This is a genomic window from Nitrobacter sp. (genome assembly GCF_051535235.1).
Taxonomy (GTDB): domain Bacteria; phylum Pseudomonadota; class Alphaproteobacteria; order Rhizobiales; family Xanthobacteraceae; genus Nitrobacter.
In genome coordinates this window covers 72,282-89,384 of the sequence record NZ_JBPPLZ010000007.1, presented here as the reverse complement: position 1 = coordinate 89,384, position 17,103 = coordinate 72,282, and the positions used below count along the sequence as shown (strand labels likewise).

At 63.1% G+C, this 17,103-nt stretch carries 15 protein-coding genes and 1 tRNA gene; 10 read left to right on the top strand and 6 right to left on the bottom strand.

Going from position 1 to position 17,103, the window contains the following annotated elements; genetic code table 11:
* The first annotated feature begins 67 nt into the window (after positions 1-67).
* Positions 68-1,333 (top strand): hypothetical protein, encoded by a 1,266-nt coding sequence (locus ACS3WA_RS11175; RefSeq protein WP_438278597.1) that lies wholly within the window; start codon positions 68-70, stop codon positions 1,331-1,333.
* Positions 1,334-1,549: 216 nt separating this feature from the next.
* Positions 1,550-1,624, top strand: a tRNA-Val gene (locus ACS3WA_RS11170).
* 55 nt (positions 1,625-1,679) lie between these two features.
* On the opposite strand, the gene ACS3WA_RS11165 is transcribed toward ACS3WA_RS11170, so the two are convergent.
* The 3 genes from ACS3WA_RS11165 to ACS3WA_RS11155 form a co-directional block, all read right to left on the bottom strand.
* Positions 1,680-1,937 carry a hypothetical protein gene (locus ACS3WA_RS11165; RefSeq protein WP_438278596.1) on the bottom strand — a complete coding sequence of 86 codons (258 nt, stop codon included), beginning with the start codon at positions 1,935-1,937 and terminating at the stop codon, positions 1,680-1,682.
* Positions 1,938-1,982: 45 nt separating this feature from the next.
* The gene (locus ACS3WA_RS11160) at positions 1,983-2,696 is read right to left on the bottom strand and encodes a metallophosphoesterase (RefSeq protein WP_438278595.1); all 714 of its coding nucleotides are present in this window, start codon (positions 2,694-2,696) and stop codon (positions 1,983-1,985) included.
* 176 nt (positions 2,697-2,872) lie between these two features.
* Positions 2,873-4,420 (bottom strand): acetolactate synthase large subunit, encoded by a 1,548-nt coding sequence (locus tag ACS3WA_RS11155; protein ID WP_438278594.1) that lies wholly within the window; start codon positions 4,418-4,420, stop codon positions 2,873-2,875.
* Positions 4,421-4,640: 220 nt separating this feature from the next.
* Here ACS3WA_RS11155 and ACS3WA_RS11150 point away from each other — a divergent pair, with 220 nt between their 5' ends.
* Together ACS3WA_RS11150 and ACS3WA_RS11145 are read left to right on the top strand one after the other, a co-directional pair.
* Positions 4,641-5,204: a L,D-transpeptidase gene (locus ACS3WA_RS11150; RefSeq protein WP_438278593.1), complete on the top strand. Its 564-nt coding sequence runs from the start codon at positions 4,641-4,643 to the stop codon at positions 5,202-5,204.
* Between the two features lie 175 nt (positions 5,205-5,379).
* A complete protein-coding gene (locus ACS3WA_RS11145) occupies positions 5,380-6,189 on the top strand; it encodes a DUF2927 domain-containing protein (protein WP_438278592.1) in 810 nt (269 codons plus the stop codon).
* Positions 6,190-6,321: 132 nt separating this feature from the next.
* Here the strand turns inward: ACS3WA_RS11145 and ACS3WA_RS11140 are convergent, their stop codons facing one another.
* Both ACS3WA_RS11140 and ACS3WA_RS11135 read right to left on the bottom strand, forming a co-directional pair.
* On the bottom strand, positions 6,322-7,497 hold the full coding sequence (locus tag ACS3WA_RS11140; protein ID WP_438278591.1) for an isovaleryl-CoA dehydrogenase: 1,176 nt from the start codon (positions 7,495-7,497) through the stop codon (positions 6,322-6,324).
* Positions 7,498-7,612: 115 nt separating this feature from the next.
* A complete protein-coding gene (locus ACS3WA_RS11135; protein ID WP_438278590.1) occupies positions 7,613-9,091 on the bottom strand; it encodes a methyl-accepting chemotaxis protein in 1,479 nt (492 codons plus the stop codon).
* 182 nt (positions 9,092-9,273) lie between these two features.
* Here ACS3WA_RS11135 and ACS3WA_RS11130 point away from each other — a divergent pair, with 182 nt between their 5' ends.
* From ACS3WA_RS11130 to ACS3WA_RS11120, 3 genes are all read left to right on the top strand, one after another.
* Positions 9,274-10,128: an FAS1-like dehydratase domain-containing protein gene (locus tag ACS3WA_RS11130; protein ID WP_438278589.1), complete on the top strand. Its 855-nt coding sequence runs from the start codon at positions 9,274-9,276 to the stop codon at positions 10,126-10,128.
* Between the two features lie 387 nt (positions 10,129-10,515).
* Positions 10,516-11,985: a YcjX family protein gene (locus tag ACS3WA_RS11125; protein WP_438278588.1), complete on the top strand. Its 1,470-nt coding sequence runs from the start codon at positions 10,516-10,518 to the stop codon at positions 11,983-11,985.
* Positions 11,982-13,034 carry a YcjF family protein gene (locus ACS3WA_RS11120; protein WP_438278587.1) on the top strand — a complete coding sequence of 351 codons (1,053 nt, stop codon included), beginning with the start codon at positions 11,982-11,984 and terminating at the stop codon, positions 13,032-13,034. Before ACS3WA_RS11125 ends, ACS3WA_RS11120 begins: the two co-directional genes overlap by 4 nt.
* Before the next feature lies 1 nt (position 13,035).
* Here ACS3WA_RS11120 and ACS3WA_RS11115 read toward each other — a convergent pair whose 3' ends face one another.
* On the bottom strand, positions 13,036-14,652 hold the full coding sequence (locus tag ACS3WA_RS11115) for a glycosyltransferase family 39 protein (RefSeq protein ID WP_438278586.1): 1,617 nt from the start codon (positions 14,650-14,652) through the stop codon (positions 13,036-13,038).
* Between the two features lie 366 nt (positions 14,653-15,018).
* Between ACS3WA_RS11115 and ACS3WA_RS11110 the strand changes: the two genes are divergently transcribed.
* The 3 genes from ACS3WA_RS11110 (at position 15,019) to ACS3WA_RS11100 (ending at position 17,037) form a co-directional block, all read left to right on the top strand.
* On the top strand, positions 15,019-15,267 hold the full coding sequence (locus tag ACS3WA_RS11110) for a hypothetical protein (protein ID WP_438278585.1): 249 nt from the start codon (positions 15,019-15,021) through the stop codon (positions 15,265-15,267).
* 216 nt (positions 15,268-15,483) lie between these two features.
* On the top strand, positions 15,484-16,692 hold the full coding sequence (locus tag ACS3WA_RS11105; RefSeq protein WP_438278584.1) for a molybdopterin-dependent oxidoreductase: 1,209 nt from the start codon (positions 15,484-15,486) through the stop codon (positions 16,690-16,692).
* A gap of 12 nt (positions 16,693-16,704) precedes the next feature.
* Positions 16,705-17,037, top strand: a complete 333-nt coding sequence (locus tag ACS3WA_RS11100; protein WP_438278583.1) for a cytochrome c — start codon at positions 16,705-16,707, stop codon at positions 17,035-17,037.
* The last annotated feature ends 66 nt before the right edge of the window (positions 17,038-17,103 follow it).

The following is a 17,103-nucleotide window of genomic DNA, read 5'->3' as shown; positions in this document are numbered from 1 at the left end:
GCTGGTGTTTTGCCGGCCGCTCATGGCATGGTAGCCGAATCCTTATCCGGCTTGTGGAGCGCCCCCCATGGTCGAGCCGATCATGTATCTGGCGATCGGTTTTCTGGTTTCGATGCTGTGCGGACTGATGATCATGCCGCTCGTGCACAACCGCGCCGTTCGCCTCACCACCAAACGTCTCGAAGCGGCGACGCCGCTGTCGATGGCCGAAATCCAGGCCGATAAGGATCAGTTGCGCGCCGAATTCGCGATGTCGGCAAGGCGACTGGAAATGAGCGTCGAACAACTCAAGAGAAAGACCGCCAGCCAGTCCGCCGAACTCGGCAAAAAGGCCGACGCAATCAACCGGCTGAAGGTCGAGCTTGGCGAGAAGAACGCCGCGATATTCAAACTCGAGGGGCATGAGCAGAAGGTCGGCGCGCATCTGCAATCCACCGAACAGGAGCTTGTCACAAAGGCCGAAACTTTGCAGAGCGCCGAGCAGACCCTCGTCCAAAGCCAGGCCGAACTCGCCCGGCTTCGTCAGGAACTGTCGGATCGCTCTCTGACGGCGGAGAGCCGGCAGGCCGAGCTGTTCGTGGTGCGCGCGCAGGTCGAGCGATTGAATGGCCGGATCAGCGAGGTCGAAAAGGAACTCGCCGATACGCAGGCGCTGCTCGAACGGCAGCGCGACGTGTCCGCCGTCAACGCCCGGGAGCGCGACGACGCGCGCAGACACGTGGAAAATCTGAGCCAGCGCATCGTCACCATCGACAGCCAGCTCATCGACAAGACCAAGGAAGCGGAACGGCTCGGCAGCCGTGTCAGAGAACTCGACGGCCAGCTTGCCGCGCAGACCAAGACCCTGGCCGAGCGGGACAAGGAGAACGGTCCGTTGCGCAAAGCCAATGCGGCGGCGCAACTCACGATCAGCGAATTGCGCGAGGAGATCGCATCGCTGAACGGCGGCAAGTCTCCGCTCATCGACGGACTGCGCAACGAAATGATCGCAGCCGAACGGGCGCTGCGCGCCGCCCACGATGAGCGGGCCAAGCTTCAGCGCGACATCACCGTGATCCAGCGGCAGGCGGCATCCTCCGGCACGGCCGAGCAGATGGAAAACGCACTGCTGCGCGAGCGCATCAACGACATCGCCGCCGAGGTCTCAAGGCTGGCCATGACCATCGAGGGACCGGATTCGCCGATCAAGGCCATCCTGGCGGCTGACGCAACGCCGGCCAGGACGACGAAAGCCGCAAACGGCGCAGCCGGCAACGGCGCGATACCCTCCGCCGACTCTCTGGCCGACCGCATCCGGGCCTTGCAATCCCAGGCTTCCCGCGGCGGGCGTTAGGGCTATTCCGGCTTTGATGAAATCTAAACCGGCTCTCGCTTTTTGATGCGTTTCTTGGCGCGAACCGGGAGCATCCGCTTCGTTGAATACGCTATCGCAGGATTAAACAACCGGCGCAGGCGCACGGTTCGCTTGACACCCCCACCCCGCATTTCCTAAATCGCGGCTTCGGTCGTCGCTGGGCCGGCCGAAACTAGGTCCGGCGATTGACGATCAGGGCGCATAGCTCAGCGGGAGAGCGTTCCCTTCACACGGGAGAGGTCCAAGGTTCGATCCCTTGTGCGCCCACCATTTGCCCGGCATGGATTGTCGCCGCACCGCAAGCCTTGGTCCGGTCCCCGAGCGCTCACAGCAGATGAGTTCGCGCGAACAGGGCCCGCAGCGCGTCGGTGGCCTTGCGGCTGAGCATCGCGTCGTCCGCGGCAGCCTCCAGCGCGGCGCGCGCCTCCTCGTGCAGGGCGCTAAACTCGCCCCATTCGGCGGTGCTGAGGCGCGTGATGAAATCATAGGCCTGCCCCACAGTGGCGATGGCGACGGACTCGCCGTTCACCTTGATGCGGAACGTCGCCTGCAGTTTCGTGACCGAGTCCGAGACCTTGTCCATGTCACACGAAAGACCTGCGTTGCGCACCGCCGTCAAGATAAACGATCAGGGTATCCCACGAAAGAAGCCGGCCGCGCCTCCCGATCCCTGGAGTTCCTGTGCCGGAAGCTGAACCACGATGAAATCGACGGGGCCACCGGGCAACGCGTCGTCGAACACGCCGGTCACCAGACGACCGGTACGCCATGCCCTGGTGTCGAGATTGGTGCGGCCTCCATACAACTCCGGGCCCTGAGCAAACGAGTTGTGTCCGTGCACGACATGGCGGCCCTCGAAGCCGGCTGCATCGCCTTTGGGATAGCGTTTCCAGAGCAGCGTGGACTCAGGCTGCGCCTCGCGGGCAACGCCGGGATCGAGCCCGGCGTGAACATAGATGCGATGCGCATCGACATACATCAGCGGCAGCGCCTCCAGCCAGGCGATGTCGGCTTCCGGAATCACAAAGGGATCGCCGCCGTAGGATTCCAGAACCGCGTCGCCGCCGTGCTCGAGCCACCGCGTCATTTGGGCCGGATCGCGCCACGCGGCGACCATCATCGCATCGTGATTGCCCTTGAGAGGAACGAAGCTCCAGCCGTCCGGCATTCCGCGTCGCAGCCTTGCGATGACCCTGCTGCTGTGCGGTCCCTTGTCGACGTAATCGCCGAGCATCACCAGCGTGCCGCCGTTGCCGGCGGCGTGGACATGAACCCGGTGCAACGCCTCGCTGAGCAGATCGAAGCGGCCATGAACGTCGGGGATGACATAGGTCAGGCTCATTGGAGCTCTCGCACGCAACGCGCGTCCCTGTCGCGTTTATAGCGTTTTCAAGCGAAGTGGATACCGGTTCGCGTGAAGAAAACGCGTCAAACAAAAGCTAGAGCTCGGCTTTGATTCCATCAAAGCCGGAATAGCTCTGTCGTATCAGCCGATCTTTACCGACGCGCTACAGCGTCTCACATCCGTACCTCGATCAGGCGCGGCCCCCTCTCCGCCATCGCCTCGGCCAGCGCCTTGTTGAAGTCGTCCGCCGTGGTCACGGCCCGGCCCGGCACGCCCATGCCTCTCGCAAGCGACACCCAGTCGAGGCCTGGGCGATCGAGGCTCAGCATGTCCATCGCCCGCTCGCCGGGTTCTCCGGCGCCGACGCCGTCGAACTCGCCGCGCAGGATCTGATACATGCGATTTGAGAAAACGACGGTGGTGACGTCGAGGCCCTCGCGCGCCTGTGTCCATAGCGATTGCAGCGTGTACATCGCGCTGCCGTCGCCGACCAGGCAGACCACCTTGCGATCGGGACAGGCCGCAGCCGCGCCGGTCGCCACCGGCGTGGAAAAGCCGATCGAGCCGCCCATGTTCTGCAGCCAGTCATGGGGCGCAGCGGTCGCGGTCGGCGGGAAGAATCCGCGACCCGTCGTGATCGACTCGTCGACGACGATGGCATTCTCCGGAATTGCAAGCGCGATCGCCTGCGCGATGGAGGCGTGATCGAGTTGTCCGGTGGGCGCTATGAGTTCAACCGGCTTCTGCGGCCTCATATCCGCTCGCCGTGCGCCCGCGGCGTCCGCCAGCGCTTCCAGCGCGGCCACTGAATTGTCGCCCCGCGCCGTCATCGGGTGCACCGAACAGCCCTCCGGCTTCAAGAGGCTCGGCTTGTCCGGATAGGCGAAGAACGCGACGGGATCGTCGGCTTCGACCAGTATGATGGTTCTGAAGGGCTGCAGAACGCGCAAAGCCTGCTCGACCACATAGGGAATGCGGTCGATGGAAAAGCGGCCGCGCCCGCGCGCCATGCGCGCGTTATAGGTCTGCGCCATCACCTTGCAGCCGGTCCTGCCCGCGATCATGCCGGACAGCGCCAGCCCCTGCTCGCCCAGCGCGCTGCCTGTGAGCAGCAGCAGAGTCTCTGGGCCGTTGCTATGCAGGATCCTCGCCGCGGCATCGACCGCGGGCTGCGAATAGCCCGGGCGCTGCGAATTCTCGGGCACCGCGGCGATACCGTCGGCCTCGTTCCACGCGGTATCGGCGGGCAGGATCAGCGTCGCGATCTGCGGCGGTGAACTTTTCGCAGCCGCGATCGCCGCCGCGCCATCGCAGGCGACCGATTTCGAATTCGGCGCGGTGCGGACCCAACCCGACATCGGCCGCGCCAGCCCCTCGATATCCGATGTCAGCGGCGCATTGTATCCGATGTGGTCAACCGCATGCTGGCCGACGATGTTGACGATGCCGGAACCGGCCTTCCCGGCGTTGTGAAGGTTGGCGAGGCCATTGGCGAGACCCGGACCGAGATGAAGCAGGGTGCAGGCCGGCACGCCCTTCATGCGGAAATAGCCGTCCGCGGCACCGGTGACCACGCCTTCGAACAGCCCGAGTACGCAGCGCATGCCCTCCACCCGGTCCAGCGCCGCGACAAAATGCATCTCGGACGTGCCCGGATTGGCGAAGCAGACGTCTACGCCGCCCTGGACCAGCGTCCGCACCAGGCTTTCAGCACCGTTCATCCTTGCGCTCCGCTCCTGTCCTTCGAACGAAGCCGAGATCAACATCGTTCCAGCCGTGCGTCAAAGGCTCGCGAGGTGCCGCGTGTCAAATCCACTCCATGAGGATGTTGATACCTTTTCGCAACGTTTACGCGGGAAGAATCCTCCTCACGCGACTGCGCCTTGCGAAACCGGACGAATTGTGCCCTGTCTCGCAACGAGATTGATCAATGAGGATACAATGACGCGCGTTTTGGCTCTTTTGATTGCCGCCGCCTTTGCCTTCAATGCGAGGTCCGCTTTCGCGCAATACGTCGATACGCGCGACTTCATGGATTTCAGTCCCAATTTTACCTCCGCAAATCCGATCCCTCGCGAGGTTGTCTATTTCCAAAGCCGGTATGCGCCCGGCACCATCGTCATCAGCACCAGCGAGCGGCGGCTCTATCTCGTTCTCCCCAACGGCCAGGCGCTGAGATACGGCATCGGCGTCGGCCGCGACGGTTTCCGCTGGGGCGGCGTCCATCGCATCAGCGCCAAGAAGGAATGGCCGAGCTGGACGCCCCCCGCGCAGATGCTGCGCCGGCGTCCTGATTTGCCGCGTTTCATGAAAGGCGGTATCGACAATCCGCTCGGCGCGCGCGCGATGTATCTCGGCTCGACGCTCTATCGCATCCACGGCTCCAACGAACCGGAGACGATCGGTCAGGCCGTGTCGTCCGGCTGCTTCCGCATGACCAACGAGGACGTGAAGGATCTTTATGATCGCGTGTCGGTCGGCACGACGGTCGTCGTCAATAACTAGCGGAGTGATTTACCCGCATCACGTCCCGATAGATGAATTGATCGCGTTCATGATTCCGAATTGGTTCGATCCGGAATCATTGTAACCCGGATAAGCCGCACGGATCTAAGAGACGTGCGCGCGAGAATGACATTTGCGCGCCCCCGCGCGGGTTGGTTGAGGGAGGCTGGCCGCGATGCATATCGCTTCGCTCAGGCTTGTTGCCGCCACCTTGATCGGAGCGGCCGTCTGCGTCGCGCATGCCCCCTTGCGACCCGCCCTCGCCGAGTTTGCGGGAGTTGCCGGGCGTCAGCACGCCGAGAAAAAGGTCTTCACCGACAGCGAGATTCTCGACGGGTTCTTCAAAATCGCCTTCGGCGCCGAGTACCATCTGGCCGGCCGGGTCGACCGCATCCGCAAATATGACGTGCCGGTGCGCGTATTCGCAGAGGGCGTCAATCGTGCCGACCGGAAGGCGCAACTGGCGAAAGTCGTCGCCGACATCGCAAGGCGCGTCCGGCATCTGGACATCGCCATGGCGGACAGCACCGATGCCGCCAACGTCACCGTCCGGCTGGTCCGCGACCGCAACCTCGATCGCACGATCGCCGGGCTCTACGGCGCCAGGCGCGCTCGCGAAATCCACACCTCGCTCGATCCCCAATGCCTCTCCGGTTTTCGCAAGAACGAGGCATTCGAGATCGAGCATTCCGACGTGATCCTGACCGTCGACAACGGCGACTTCGTCTTCCTCGACTGCGCCTACGAGGAACTGCTGCAGTCGCTCGGCCCGATCAACGACACCAGTTCCGTGCCGTGGACCATGTTCAACGACGACGTCCAGATGGGCTTCTTCGACATCTACGACCAGTACATCCTCAACATCCTCTACGATCCGCGCATCAAGGCCGGCATGACCGTGCAGGAGACCAGGGCGGTGCTGCCGCAGGTCATGATCGATGTGCGGGCGTGGGTTGCCAAGGTCAACGACCTGCCGCTGGAGTGATCGGCTTTTTATCGCGAATCCCCGTCATTCCGGACGCCGCTTTAGTGGCGATCCGGAATCCAGCAACACAACATTTACCTCGGTGCTGGATTCCGGGTTTGCGACTGCGTCGCACCCCGGAATGACGAATAGCTACGCGTTCTTCTCGAACAGTTCGCGGCCGATCAGCATACGGCGAATTTCGCTGGTGCCGGCGCCGATTTCATAGAGCTTGGCGTCGCGCAACAGACGTCCGGTCGGATAGTCGTTGATATAACCATTACCGCCGAGCAACTGGATCGCGTCCAGCGCGCACTGCGTCGCCTTCTCCGCCGCGTAAAGGATAGCCCCTGCCGCATCCTCGCGCGTGGTCTCGCCGCGATCGCAGGCCTTCGCCACCGCGTAGACATAGGCACGGCACGCATTCATGGTGACGTACATGTCGGCGACCTTGCCCTGCACGAACTGGAAACTTCCGATCGGCTGACCGAACTGCCTGCGCTCATGCACATAGGGCATCACCACGTCCATGCAGGCCTGCATGATGCCGAGCGGTCCGGCGGCGAGCACGGCACGCTCGTAATCGAGGCCGGACATCAGCACGCTGATGCCGCCATTGATGTTGCCGAGTACGTTCTCTTCGGGCACCTCGCAATCCTCGAACACCAGTTCACAGGTGTCGGACCCGCGCATGCCGAGCTTGTCGAGCTTCTGCGCAGTCGAAAATCCCTTGAACCCCTTTTCGATGATGAAGGCGGTGATGCCGCGCGCGACCGCGGCGGCGTCGGTCTTGGCGTAGACCACCAGCGTTTCCGCGACGGGTCCGTTGGTGATCCACATCTTGCTGCCGTTGAGAATGTAGCGACCGCCCTTCCTGTCGGCGCGGGTCTTCATCGACACGACATCCGAACCGGCGCCGGTCTCGGACATCGCCAGCGCCCCGACGTCCTCGCCGGAAATCAGCTTCGGCAGATATTTGCGCTTCTGCGCCTCGCTGCCGTTGCGACGCAATTGATTGATGCAGAGATTGGAATGCGCGCCATAGGACAACCCGACCGAAGCCGAGCCGCGCGAGATTTCCTCCATGACGATGCAATGCTCGAGATAGCCGAGACCGGCGCCGCCATACTCCTCCTCGACCGTGATGCCGTGCAGCCCGAGCGCACCCAGTTTGGGCCAGAGGTCGCGCGGGAACTGGTTGGTCCTGTCGATCTCGGCAGCGCGCGGCGCGATCTCGTTGACAGAAAAATCGCGAACCGTCTCGCGGATCGCGTCCGCAGTTTCGCCGAGGTCGAAGTTGAAGTCGCCAGCGCTGTTGAAACCAGTCACGGAGGTTCTCCCTCACGCGCGACCAAAGATAGGTCGCACTTTTTCCGGGAGCAACCATGCCATGGCGATCGCATCGAGAGAAGGGTGCGACAGCGCTCGTCGCTCGATGCCGCCGCTACGCCAGCGCGCGCGATGCATCCTTGACCTTGCGGGTCGCGGTATCCACGGACTGCGTGACATGGGCGATCTCGCTCATGTTCGAGGTGATGTCCGCAACTCCCTTGGCCGCGACCTGCATGTTGGACGAGATGCTCTGCGTCACGGACGCCTGTTCTTCCACCGACGCGGCGATGGCCGCCGATATTTCATTGATGCGCGAAATCGTCTGGGTGATGGCCTCGATGACTGCGACCGCCCCGCCGGTGGTATTCTGAACTTCGGCCACCTGGCCGCTGATCTCATCGGTGGCCTTGGCGGTTTGCGAGGCCAGGCTCTTCACTTCCGAGGCGACCACCGCAAAACCCCGACCGGCTTCGCCCGCGCGCGCCGCCTCGATGGTGGCGTTGAGCGCCAGCAGATTGGTCTGTTCGGCAATGCTGTTGATGAGTTGGACAACGTCGCCGATTTTTTGCGCCGCGGTTGAAAGACCGGAAACGATGGAACTGGTCTCGTTGGCCTGCGTAACGGCCTGCTGGGAAATCGCAAGCGCGTCCGCCGCCTGGCGGCTGATCTCGCCGACCGATGCCGCGAGTTCTTCCGCGCCGGCCGCAACCGCTTGCATGTTGGAGGAGGCCTGAGTGGACGCATCGGCCGCCGAGGTCACGCGCTGCGAGGTCGCGGCAACGGACTCGGTGATCTGGCCGAGATCGGTGTCGATGGATTTCTGCAAGTCCAGGCGGCGCATGCGGTCTTCAACCTGCGCCGTCACATCCGTGGCGAACTTGACCACCTTCATCAGCGCGCCCTCCGCATCATGGATGGGGTTATACGACGCCTGAATCCAGACTGTCCGGCCACCGTTGCCGATCCGCTTGTACTCGGCAGCCTGATATTCGCCGCGCCGGAGCGAGTCCCAAAATGCCTTGTAGGCCGCACCGTCGCGTTCGGCGGGTTCGATGAAGATCCGGTGATGCCGCCCCTGGATCTCGTCCAGCCGATAACCAAGGGTCTTCAGGAAATTGTCGTTCGCGGTAATGATGGTGCCGTCGAGATTGAATTCGATCACCGCCTGCGCCTTGTGAATCGCCTTGAGCTGGCCTTCGCAATCGGCGCTCCGCAGTTTGCGTTGGGTGACATCGGTGGCGAACTTGACCACCTTGAAGGGCTTGCCGCGACGATCCAGCAGCGGGTTGTAGGACGCCTGGATCCAGATCGGCCGCCCGCCCTTGGCGACGCGCTTGAACTCCTGAGCCTGATATTCACCGCGTCTCAGAGCGTCCCAGAATTCGCGATATTCGTGGCTGTCGCGGCGTTGCTGGTCGACAAACATGCTGTGATGCTTGCCGCGGATTTCCGCGAGCGTGTATCCCATCGCGTTGAGAAAGTTCGCGTTCGCGGTGATGATCGTTCCGTCGAGATCGAACTCGATCACTGCTTGGGACCTGTCGAGCGCGTCGAGTTGCGCCTGCGCGTCGCGGGATGCCAGAAACTTCATATGAGCCGTCCCCCATGTCGAGCGGCAACATATCCGGAAAGTAGTTAAGTATTATTTATTGCAATTTCAGGTTGTTAGATTTTTCTCGTGACGAGCCTTCGGGCAAACAGCGTATCGGGTGGTAAATTTATGCCTTGGGCTTGTGCCAATCCGGAGGGGGCCGCATCAGTGACGACGGTGAAATGACCGAAAAGCTCGATCTCGATCATTTGCGGCAGTGGATCGGCCGCTCCGAGGAAAAGACCGACGTGGTTACGGCGCATCTGGCCGCCGGATTGCGCTCGGCGTTATTCCTCGACATCGGCGCTCCCAAGGAAGGCGACGCCGCGCCGGTCGCGATGCACTGGTGTCTGTCGCCGCCGGTGGTGGCGATGTCCGATGTCGGGCCCGACGGCCATCCGAAGCGCGGCGGCTTTCTGCCGCCGGTCCCGCTGCCACGCAGGATGTGGGCGGGCGGCGAAATCAATTTCGTCGAGCCGCTGCGTGTCGGTGACGCCGTGACGCGCACCTCGACGATCAGGGACGTGACGGTCAAGACCGGCGGCACCGGGACTTTGTGCTTCGTGGCGCTCGATCACGTATTTGCAACGCAGCGCGGTCCGGCAGTCCGCGAACGCCAGGACATCGTCTATCGGGAGATGCCGAAAGACAGCAAGAACGCCGCGCCGGCAATGCCCGCGCCGGCATCGACGCCGGTAAACCGCGAAACCCATGTCGCCGATCCGGTGCTGCTGTTTCGTTATTCGGCGCTGACCTTCAACAGCCATCGCATCCACTACGATCGCGACTACGCCACCCGGATCGAAGGTTATCCGGGCCTGATCGTGCACGGTCCGCTGCAGGCCTCGCTGCTGATCGAATTCGGCGCGAAGCTGCACGGCGGCAAAGCGCCGAAGATCTTCACCTATCGCGGCCTGCAGCCGCTGTTCGACGGTGGCGAGTTCAGCGTCAATGCCGGCGCGGTCGGCGACAGCATGGAGCTCTGGATTGCGAATGCAGCCGGCATGCCCACCATGAAGGGCACTGCAACATGGTGAGACCCTTTCGTTCCGCCCTCACTTCGCACTGCCGCATCTTTTGCAGGGAAGCGGTGAAGAGGATCGTCAGCCATGACGCGCGAAGGCCCGCGAAGCAAATCTTCACATCTGGGTTCGCAAACGAGGCCTGATTCAGCCTCTTGATTTAGCCTTTTGATCTAGTTGGCGACGCCGCCAATTCTGTCCCAGGCTACATTTTCGGTGTCTTGCGCCAGCGGAAAGGCGCTACAATGCAAGCCAGTCCACCCGTCAACGAAATCTGAACACAAATGATGTACCGCTCGTCTCAGTGCCGAAACTTGATTTTCGACCGACAATCGCCACCTTCCGGTTGCGCAGGCGCAATTTGCACGCCAATCCATAGTTCGGGATCGACATTGCATCGACATGGCTTCCAGCTTTTCCGATATCGTTGAAGAAGCGCGCCTGTCGGCCCGCGCGCTGCTGGATTATGGCGAAAATTTCTTCAACCCGACGATCAGGCTCGGCGTAACGGGGCTGTCGCGCGCCGGCAAAACGGTGTTCATCACCGCGCTGGTGCATGGTCTGTCGCGTGGCGGCCGGTTTCCGGTTTTCGAATCGCTCGCCAGCGGTCGCATCGCGCGCGCGCAGCTTGCTCCGCAGCCGGACGACGCGGTGCCGCGCTTCAACTATGAGCAACACGTCCACACGCTGGTCGCGGAACGGCGCTGGCCGAACTCGACGGTCGATATCAGCGAGTTGCGGCTCGTGATCGGCTATCAGCGGCAAAACGGCTCGGACCAGACGCTGACGCTGGATATCGTCGACTATCCCGGCGAATGGCTGCTCGACCTGCCGCTGCTCGACAAGAGCTACGAACAATGGTCGGCGGAAAGCCTTGCGCTGTCACGGCAGCAGCCGCGCGCGCGGCTCGCAGAAGCGTGGCACGCGCATCTCGCAACGCTCCGGCCCTCGGCCCGCGAGGACGAGCAGGCGACGCTCGTCGCCGCGCGGCTGTTCACCGATTATCTCCGTGGCTGCCGCGACGAGCGCTTCGCCATGAGCCTGCTGCCGCCCGGCCGTTTCCTGATGCCGGGCAACCTCGCAGGCTCGCCCGCGCTCACCTTCGCGCCACTCGATCTGCCCGCCGGCGGCATCGCGCCCGATGGCTCGCTCTGGACAATGATGCGGCGGCGATATGAGGCCTACAAGGACCTCGTGGTCCGGCCGTTTTTCCGCGACCATTTTTCCCGGCTCGACCGCCAGGTCGTGCTGGTCGATACGCTCTCCGCCTTCAATGCCGGACCCGAAGCATTGTACGACCTCGAAGCCGCGCTCGCCGGAATTCTGGATTGCTACCGCGTCGGCCGTTCGACGCTGCTGAGCACGCTGTTCCGGCCGCGGATCGATCGCATCCTGTTCGCCGCCACCAAGGCCGATCATCTGCACCACACCAGCCATGACCGGCTCGAGGCGATCCTGCGTCGCGTCGTCGAGCGCGCCGCCGCACGCGCCGAAGTCGCAGGCGCCGCCATCGACGTTGTCGCGCTTGCGGCCGTCCGCTCCACTCGCGAGGCGCAGGTGCGATGCGGTCGCGAGAACCTGCCGTCCATCCTCGGTACCCCCCTGGCCGGCGAATTCGCCAACGACCAGACCTTCGACGGCAACACCGAGGTCGCGACATTTCCGGGCGACCTGCCGACCGATCTCAAGGATCTTTTCAGCGGGAACGGCGCATTCCGCGGGCTGTCCACGTCGGCGATGGACCAGGCTGATTTCCGCTTTCTGCGCTTTCGCCCGCCGCGCCTCCAGGGCAACGGAACGGGCGATCCGGCCCTGCCCCATATCCGCCTCGACCGGGCGCTTCAGTTTCTGATCGGAGACCGACTGCAATGAGTGAGCGTTCCGGCCTGCGCCGCCCCGTGACATTCAAGCTCGACGATCCGCTCGTTGTGGTGCTGGATCCCGAAGAGGCGGCGAGCCGGCCCGCGCGCGGCAGCATCAGCATCACGCCGGAAGCCGAGCCGGAGCCCGAGCCCATATTGCTGCCGGAGGAGGAAGCGCCGGAAAAACTTCCGGTTCCGGCGCGGAAGGGATTTCGCTGGGGCGTGCTGTTCTGGTCGTCGCTGGCCGGCTTCATCGCGCTCGGCACCGTGCTCGGCGCCATCAACCTGATCCACGATCTGTTCGCACGCAGCGAGGGGCTGGGTTTCCTCGGGCTGATGCTGGCGGCGCTGTTCGTGGTCGCATCGATCGTCATCGCAGCGCGCGAGATCGCCGCCCTCGCCCGTCTCGCCACCATCGAGAACCTGCATCGGCGCGCGCTGGCCGCCATCGCCGCCGACGATCGCACCGGAGCGAAAACGGTCGTGCGCGATCTGGTGAAACTCGCCCACGACAATCCGCATCTTGCGCGGGCGCGGGCCGCGCTGCGAAACCATGGCACCGACATCATCGACGGCGCGGACCTGGTGCGACTCGCCGAGCGCGAACTGATGGCGCCGCTGGATCAGGAAGCGCGCCGACTGGTGTCGGTAGCGGCGCAGCGCGTGTCGATCGTGACCGCGGTCAGTCCCCGCGCGGTGGTGGATGTGCTGTTCGTTTTCGCAGCGGCGATGCGGCTGGTGCGGCAGCTTGCGCGGCTCTATGGCGGACGGCCCGGCACGCTCGGGATGATCCGCCTGATACGCCACGTCATCGCGCATCTCGCCATCACCGGCGGCATGGCCGCCAGCGACACGTTGATCCAGCAGATGCTCGGCCATGGCATCGCCGCGAAGCTGTCGACGCGCCTGGGCGAAGGCGTCCTCAACGGACTATTGACCGCGCGCCTCGGCCTTGCGGCAATCGACGTCACCCGCCCGATGCCGTTCACCGCGCTGCCGCGGCCCGCGCTCGGCGATCTCGTGAAAGACTTGTTGCGCAAGCGCGGGAGCAACGACTGAACTATCGCTCCACGATGGCGGCGAGCGTCAGACAACGACGACCTGTCTCGCGCTCCGCCAGTTGCCGCCATTTGTAGAACCGCGAGTCCGGCGGCGGCGAGAGATCAGGCGTCCAGCCCGTCAGCTTTTCCAGAACATAGGTGTCCATGATCCGGCCGCGCCAGGTCCGCTGGACCCGACCCAACGGCGTCAGCACCGCGCCGGTCGAGGACAGAAGAGATGCACCATCCTGCTCGCGGGCGATATACAGCCCGGCATGCCCGGCAATCCGGTCGAAACCGGGATCGCGAAAACCCATGAAGCGGCTGCGTTCGTTGATCTGGATCACCGGCACGCGATCCTTCAGATGCCAGCGCAACATCGCATAGATCCGGTAATCGTCGGTCGCGATCCATGTCGCCCCGGTGGCCTGCAATTCGCTTTCGGCGCGGCTCGCGACCTGCGCGAAGCCAGCTTCACCGCCGATCGGATCGGTCTTGCCGATGAAATTCCAGGGGCTGACGACGTAATAGAGGAACACCGCGACGACGAGGACGAGACCCGAGGCGATCGCGGCGTTGACCCAGAAGGCGGACGATCTTGCGATCCACGCCGGCCATTTTTCGCGCGATCGCTTCGCGATGTCGATTGCGGTTGCGGCGAATCCCAGCGGCCAGATAAACATCGGCCAGGTGTCGCCGACGCGAAGCGTCAGCGATTTCCAGAGAAAATAGCCGAACGGCACCAGCACGGCCGCCGACAGCAGCACGGAAACCGGATCACGATACCGAAACCCGCGCCATGCCGTGACCGCCACGCCAAACAGCACCACGGGCAGCAGGATCGGCCCGACCTGACCGAACTGGAGGCCGAGATAGTCGCCGAGCGTGCGCAGCGTGACGTCATGCGCGGCGGTCGCGCGTACGAACTGAAACCTGAACGAGGCCCAGTCGTGCATCCAATTCCAGATCAGGACCGGCGAGAATACCGCAACCGCAATCAATGGCGCGGCCCACAGATACGGACTGCGCAGCCAGCGTGAGCGCCAGTCCGGCACGATAATGAAAAGAACAACGGCGGGGACCAGCATCAATGCAGTCAGCTTCGACAACAGCGCCAGGCCGCCGAAGAAGCCGGCGGCAAGCCACCAGCGCGCGTCGCCGCTCTCGGTGAGCCGCACCAGCGACCACACCAGCGCCAGTTCGAACGGGATCAACGCGACGTCGGGCGCAACCTTCGCCATCAGCAGGCCGTAATACAACGCCGCTTCCATCATCAGAACCGCCAGTATGGCGGCCCGGATGTCGCGGGTGACGCGGTGGACGATATCGGCGAGCAGCAATTGCGATATCGGCATCGCCAGCAGTCCGGCGAACCTGACGCCGAAATCGGTGTCGCCGAAGATCGCTGTGCCGAACCGAATGAACCACGCGATCATCGGCGGATGATCGAGGAAGGACAGCGCACTTTCCTTCGACCAGGTCCAGTAATAGGCCTCGTCGGTGCGCAGATCCAGCGCGGCGGCAAAGATGCATCGCATCACGGTCATCGCAGCGATCAACGCCACGACCCACAGCAGCGACGAACGCGCCGGACGTTCCGGTTGCAACCCCGATTTATCGAGTTCTGCGATTGTCATATGGATGTCGGGGACAATGCTCAGCGCACATCCCCGCATGGTTCTCCGGACAGCTTTCTCGTTTTTTTGACCACTCGGCTTCCGGTGTCAATCCGGCGCCCGGCGAGGCTGGATCCACCGGTTTGCGCATATTTTTTGAACGCATTCGCGCTGTGTGAGATTTCGCACACCCGTCCGGCCGAAATCCCCGCTCGTCTGAACGTCCATTCAGAAAATTGTCGGTTTTACTTCGCCGGATTCTTCGAACCGCATTTTGAAAGCATGCGACGAACTTGCGACGGGCACGCACGAGCCCGCAACTGGAAACCAGAACGCGAATTGAAACCGAAACCTGCGCATCACGCGCTTCATTTAAGGAGAACGATCATGTCTCGTAGACTTGCTCTTGGACTCGTTGCCGCTGCTTCCCTTGGTGCGATGGCGCTGGCGCCCTCAGCCGCTTCCGCGCACGGTTGGGGCGGGCATCATCACCACCACTTCGGCCACTTCGGTCATCATTACGGCCACGGCTTCGGCGTCGCCTATATCGGTGGCTATGACGAGGGCTGCTATGTGGTGCGGCGCGTGCCGACCCCCTTCGGCTTCCGTCTGCGCACCATCAACGTCTGCGATTGATCCGCTGTCCAACTCAGTCAAAGCCCCGGCTGCCCGGCAGCCGGGGTTTCGGGTGTCGGCAGCGGTATCATCCGCCCGCGCAGACGGCGGGGCAACTCGTCGATTTGGCGTGCTCTCCCTCGAAAGCATCAATTGACTTGCGGTCTGGCGATGCGAAACTTTGCCGAGCGATGACCCGTGATGACGGGCCTCGACCGTAAAGCTTCGGAGGAAGCCATGCTCGACAGACGAGAGATGCTGAAACGCGTCGGCGCCGGACTGGCGCTCGGCGCAACCGCCAGCCTGACCCCTTTCAAGGCCTTCGCGCTCGACAGCGTGACCCTGCCGTTCGAGAACGGTGAACGTCCGCTGGTGAAATATCCGCAGAAACGCCTGATGATCGGCCAGACAAGCCGCCCGCCGCAACTCGAAACGCCATTCTCCGTTTTCAACGAAGGTCCGATCACGCCGAACGACGCCTTCTTTGTCCGCTATCACCTCGCCGGCCTTCCGCTCGACATCGATCCCGACACGTTTACGCTGGAGATCAAGGGCAAGGTCGATCATCCGCTCAAGCTGTCGCTCAAGGACATCAAAAAAATGAAGGCGACGGAGATCGTCGCCGTCAATCAGTGTTCGGGCAACAGCCGCGGATTCTCGAATCCGCGCGTCGCCGGCGGACAGTCCGGTAACGGAGCGATGGGCAACGCGCGCTGGCGCGGCGTGCCGCTCAAGACCGTGCTCGACCAGGCCGGCGTCCAGCAAGGCGCAAAGCAGGTCGTATTCAACGGCATGGACGGTCCCGTCAGCGACAAGACGCCGGATTTTGCGAAGGCGCTCGACATCGACCACGCACGTGATGGCGAGGTCATGCTGGCCTATCTCATGAACGGACGGGATTTGCCGTTTTTGAACGGCTTTCCGCTTCGGCTCGTCGTTCCCGGATATTACGGCACATACTGGGTCAAGCATCTCAACGAGATCACCGTCATCAACAGCATCTACGACAATTTCTGGATGAAGACGGCCTACCGCATTCCGGACAACGCCTGCGCCTGCGTTGAGCCGGGCACCGCGCCGAAGGCGACTGTCCCAATCAACAGGTTCAACGTCCGCTCCTTCATCACCAATGTCGCCGACGGCGCAAAAGTCGGAATCGGCGGCAAGCTTCTGAAGGGGATCGCATTCGACGGCGGCACCGGAATCAAGAAGGTCGAGGTGTCGATCGATGGCGGCAAAACCTGGAAGACCGCGCGGCTCGGCCGCGACTACGGCAAATACTCGTTCCGCGAATGGAAGATTCCGGTCAAGCTCACCGCCGGTCCGCATGAATTAAAGGTCCGCGCGACCAGCAACGGCGGCCAGGTGCAGCCGTCTGAGGCCACATGGAATCCGGCCGGTTACATGCGCAACGTCATCGAGACCGTCCACGTGACGGCGGCCTGAGGGAGAAAAGTCATGAAGCGTCCAGTTCTTCTTGCTCTCGCCGCCGCCATCGGACTGGCCGGGAGCAGCGGCGCTTTCGGTCCCACCGCGGCCGGCGCCAAGCCGATTTCCTACAAGCTTCCGGACAAAGCGGCGGAGTTCAAGCCCGGACCCAATCTCGACGTTGTGAAGGCCAACTGCACGGCCTGTCACTCGGCGGATTACGTCCAGACCCAGCCGCGCGGCCCGAAATTCAAGAAGGATTTCTGGCAGGCGGAGGTGAACAAGATGATCAAGGTGTATGGCGCGCCGATCGCCGAGGACGACGTCGGCAAGATCGTCGATTATCTGACCGCGACCTATTGATGCCGGGGGCGGTATTCAGCGGAAATCCAAGACTCCGCGGATCGCTCGTGCCCGAGAGCACTTTCG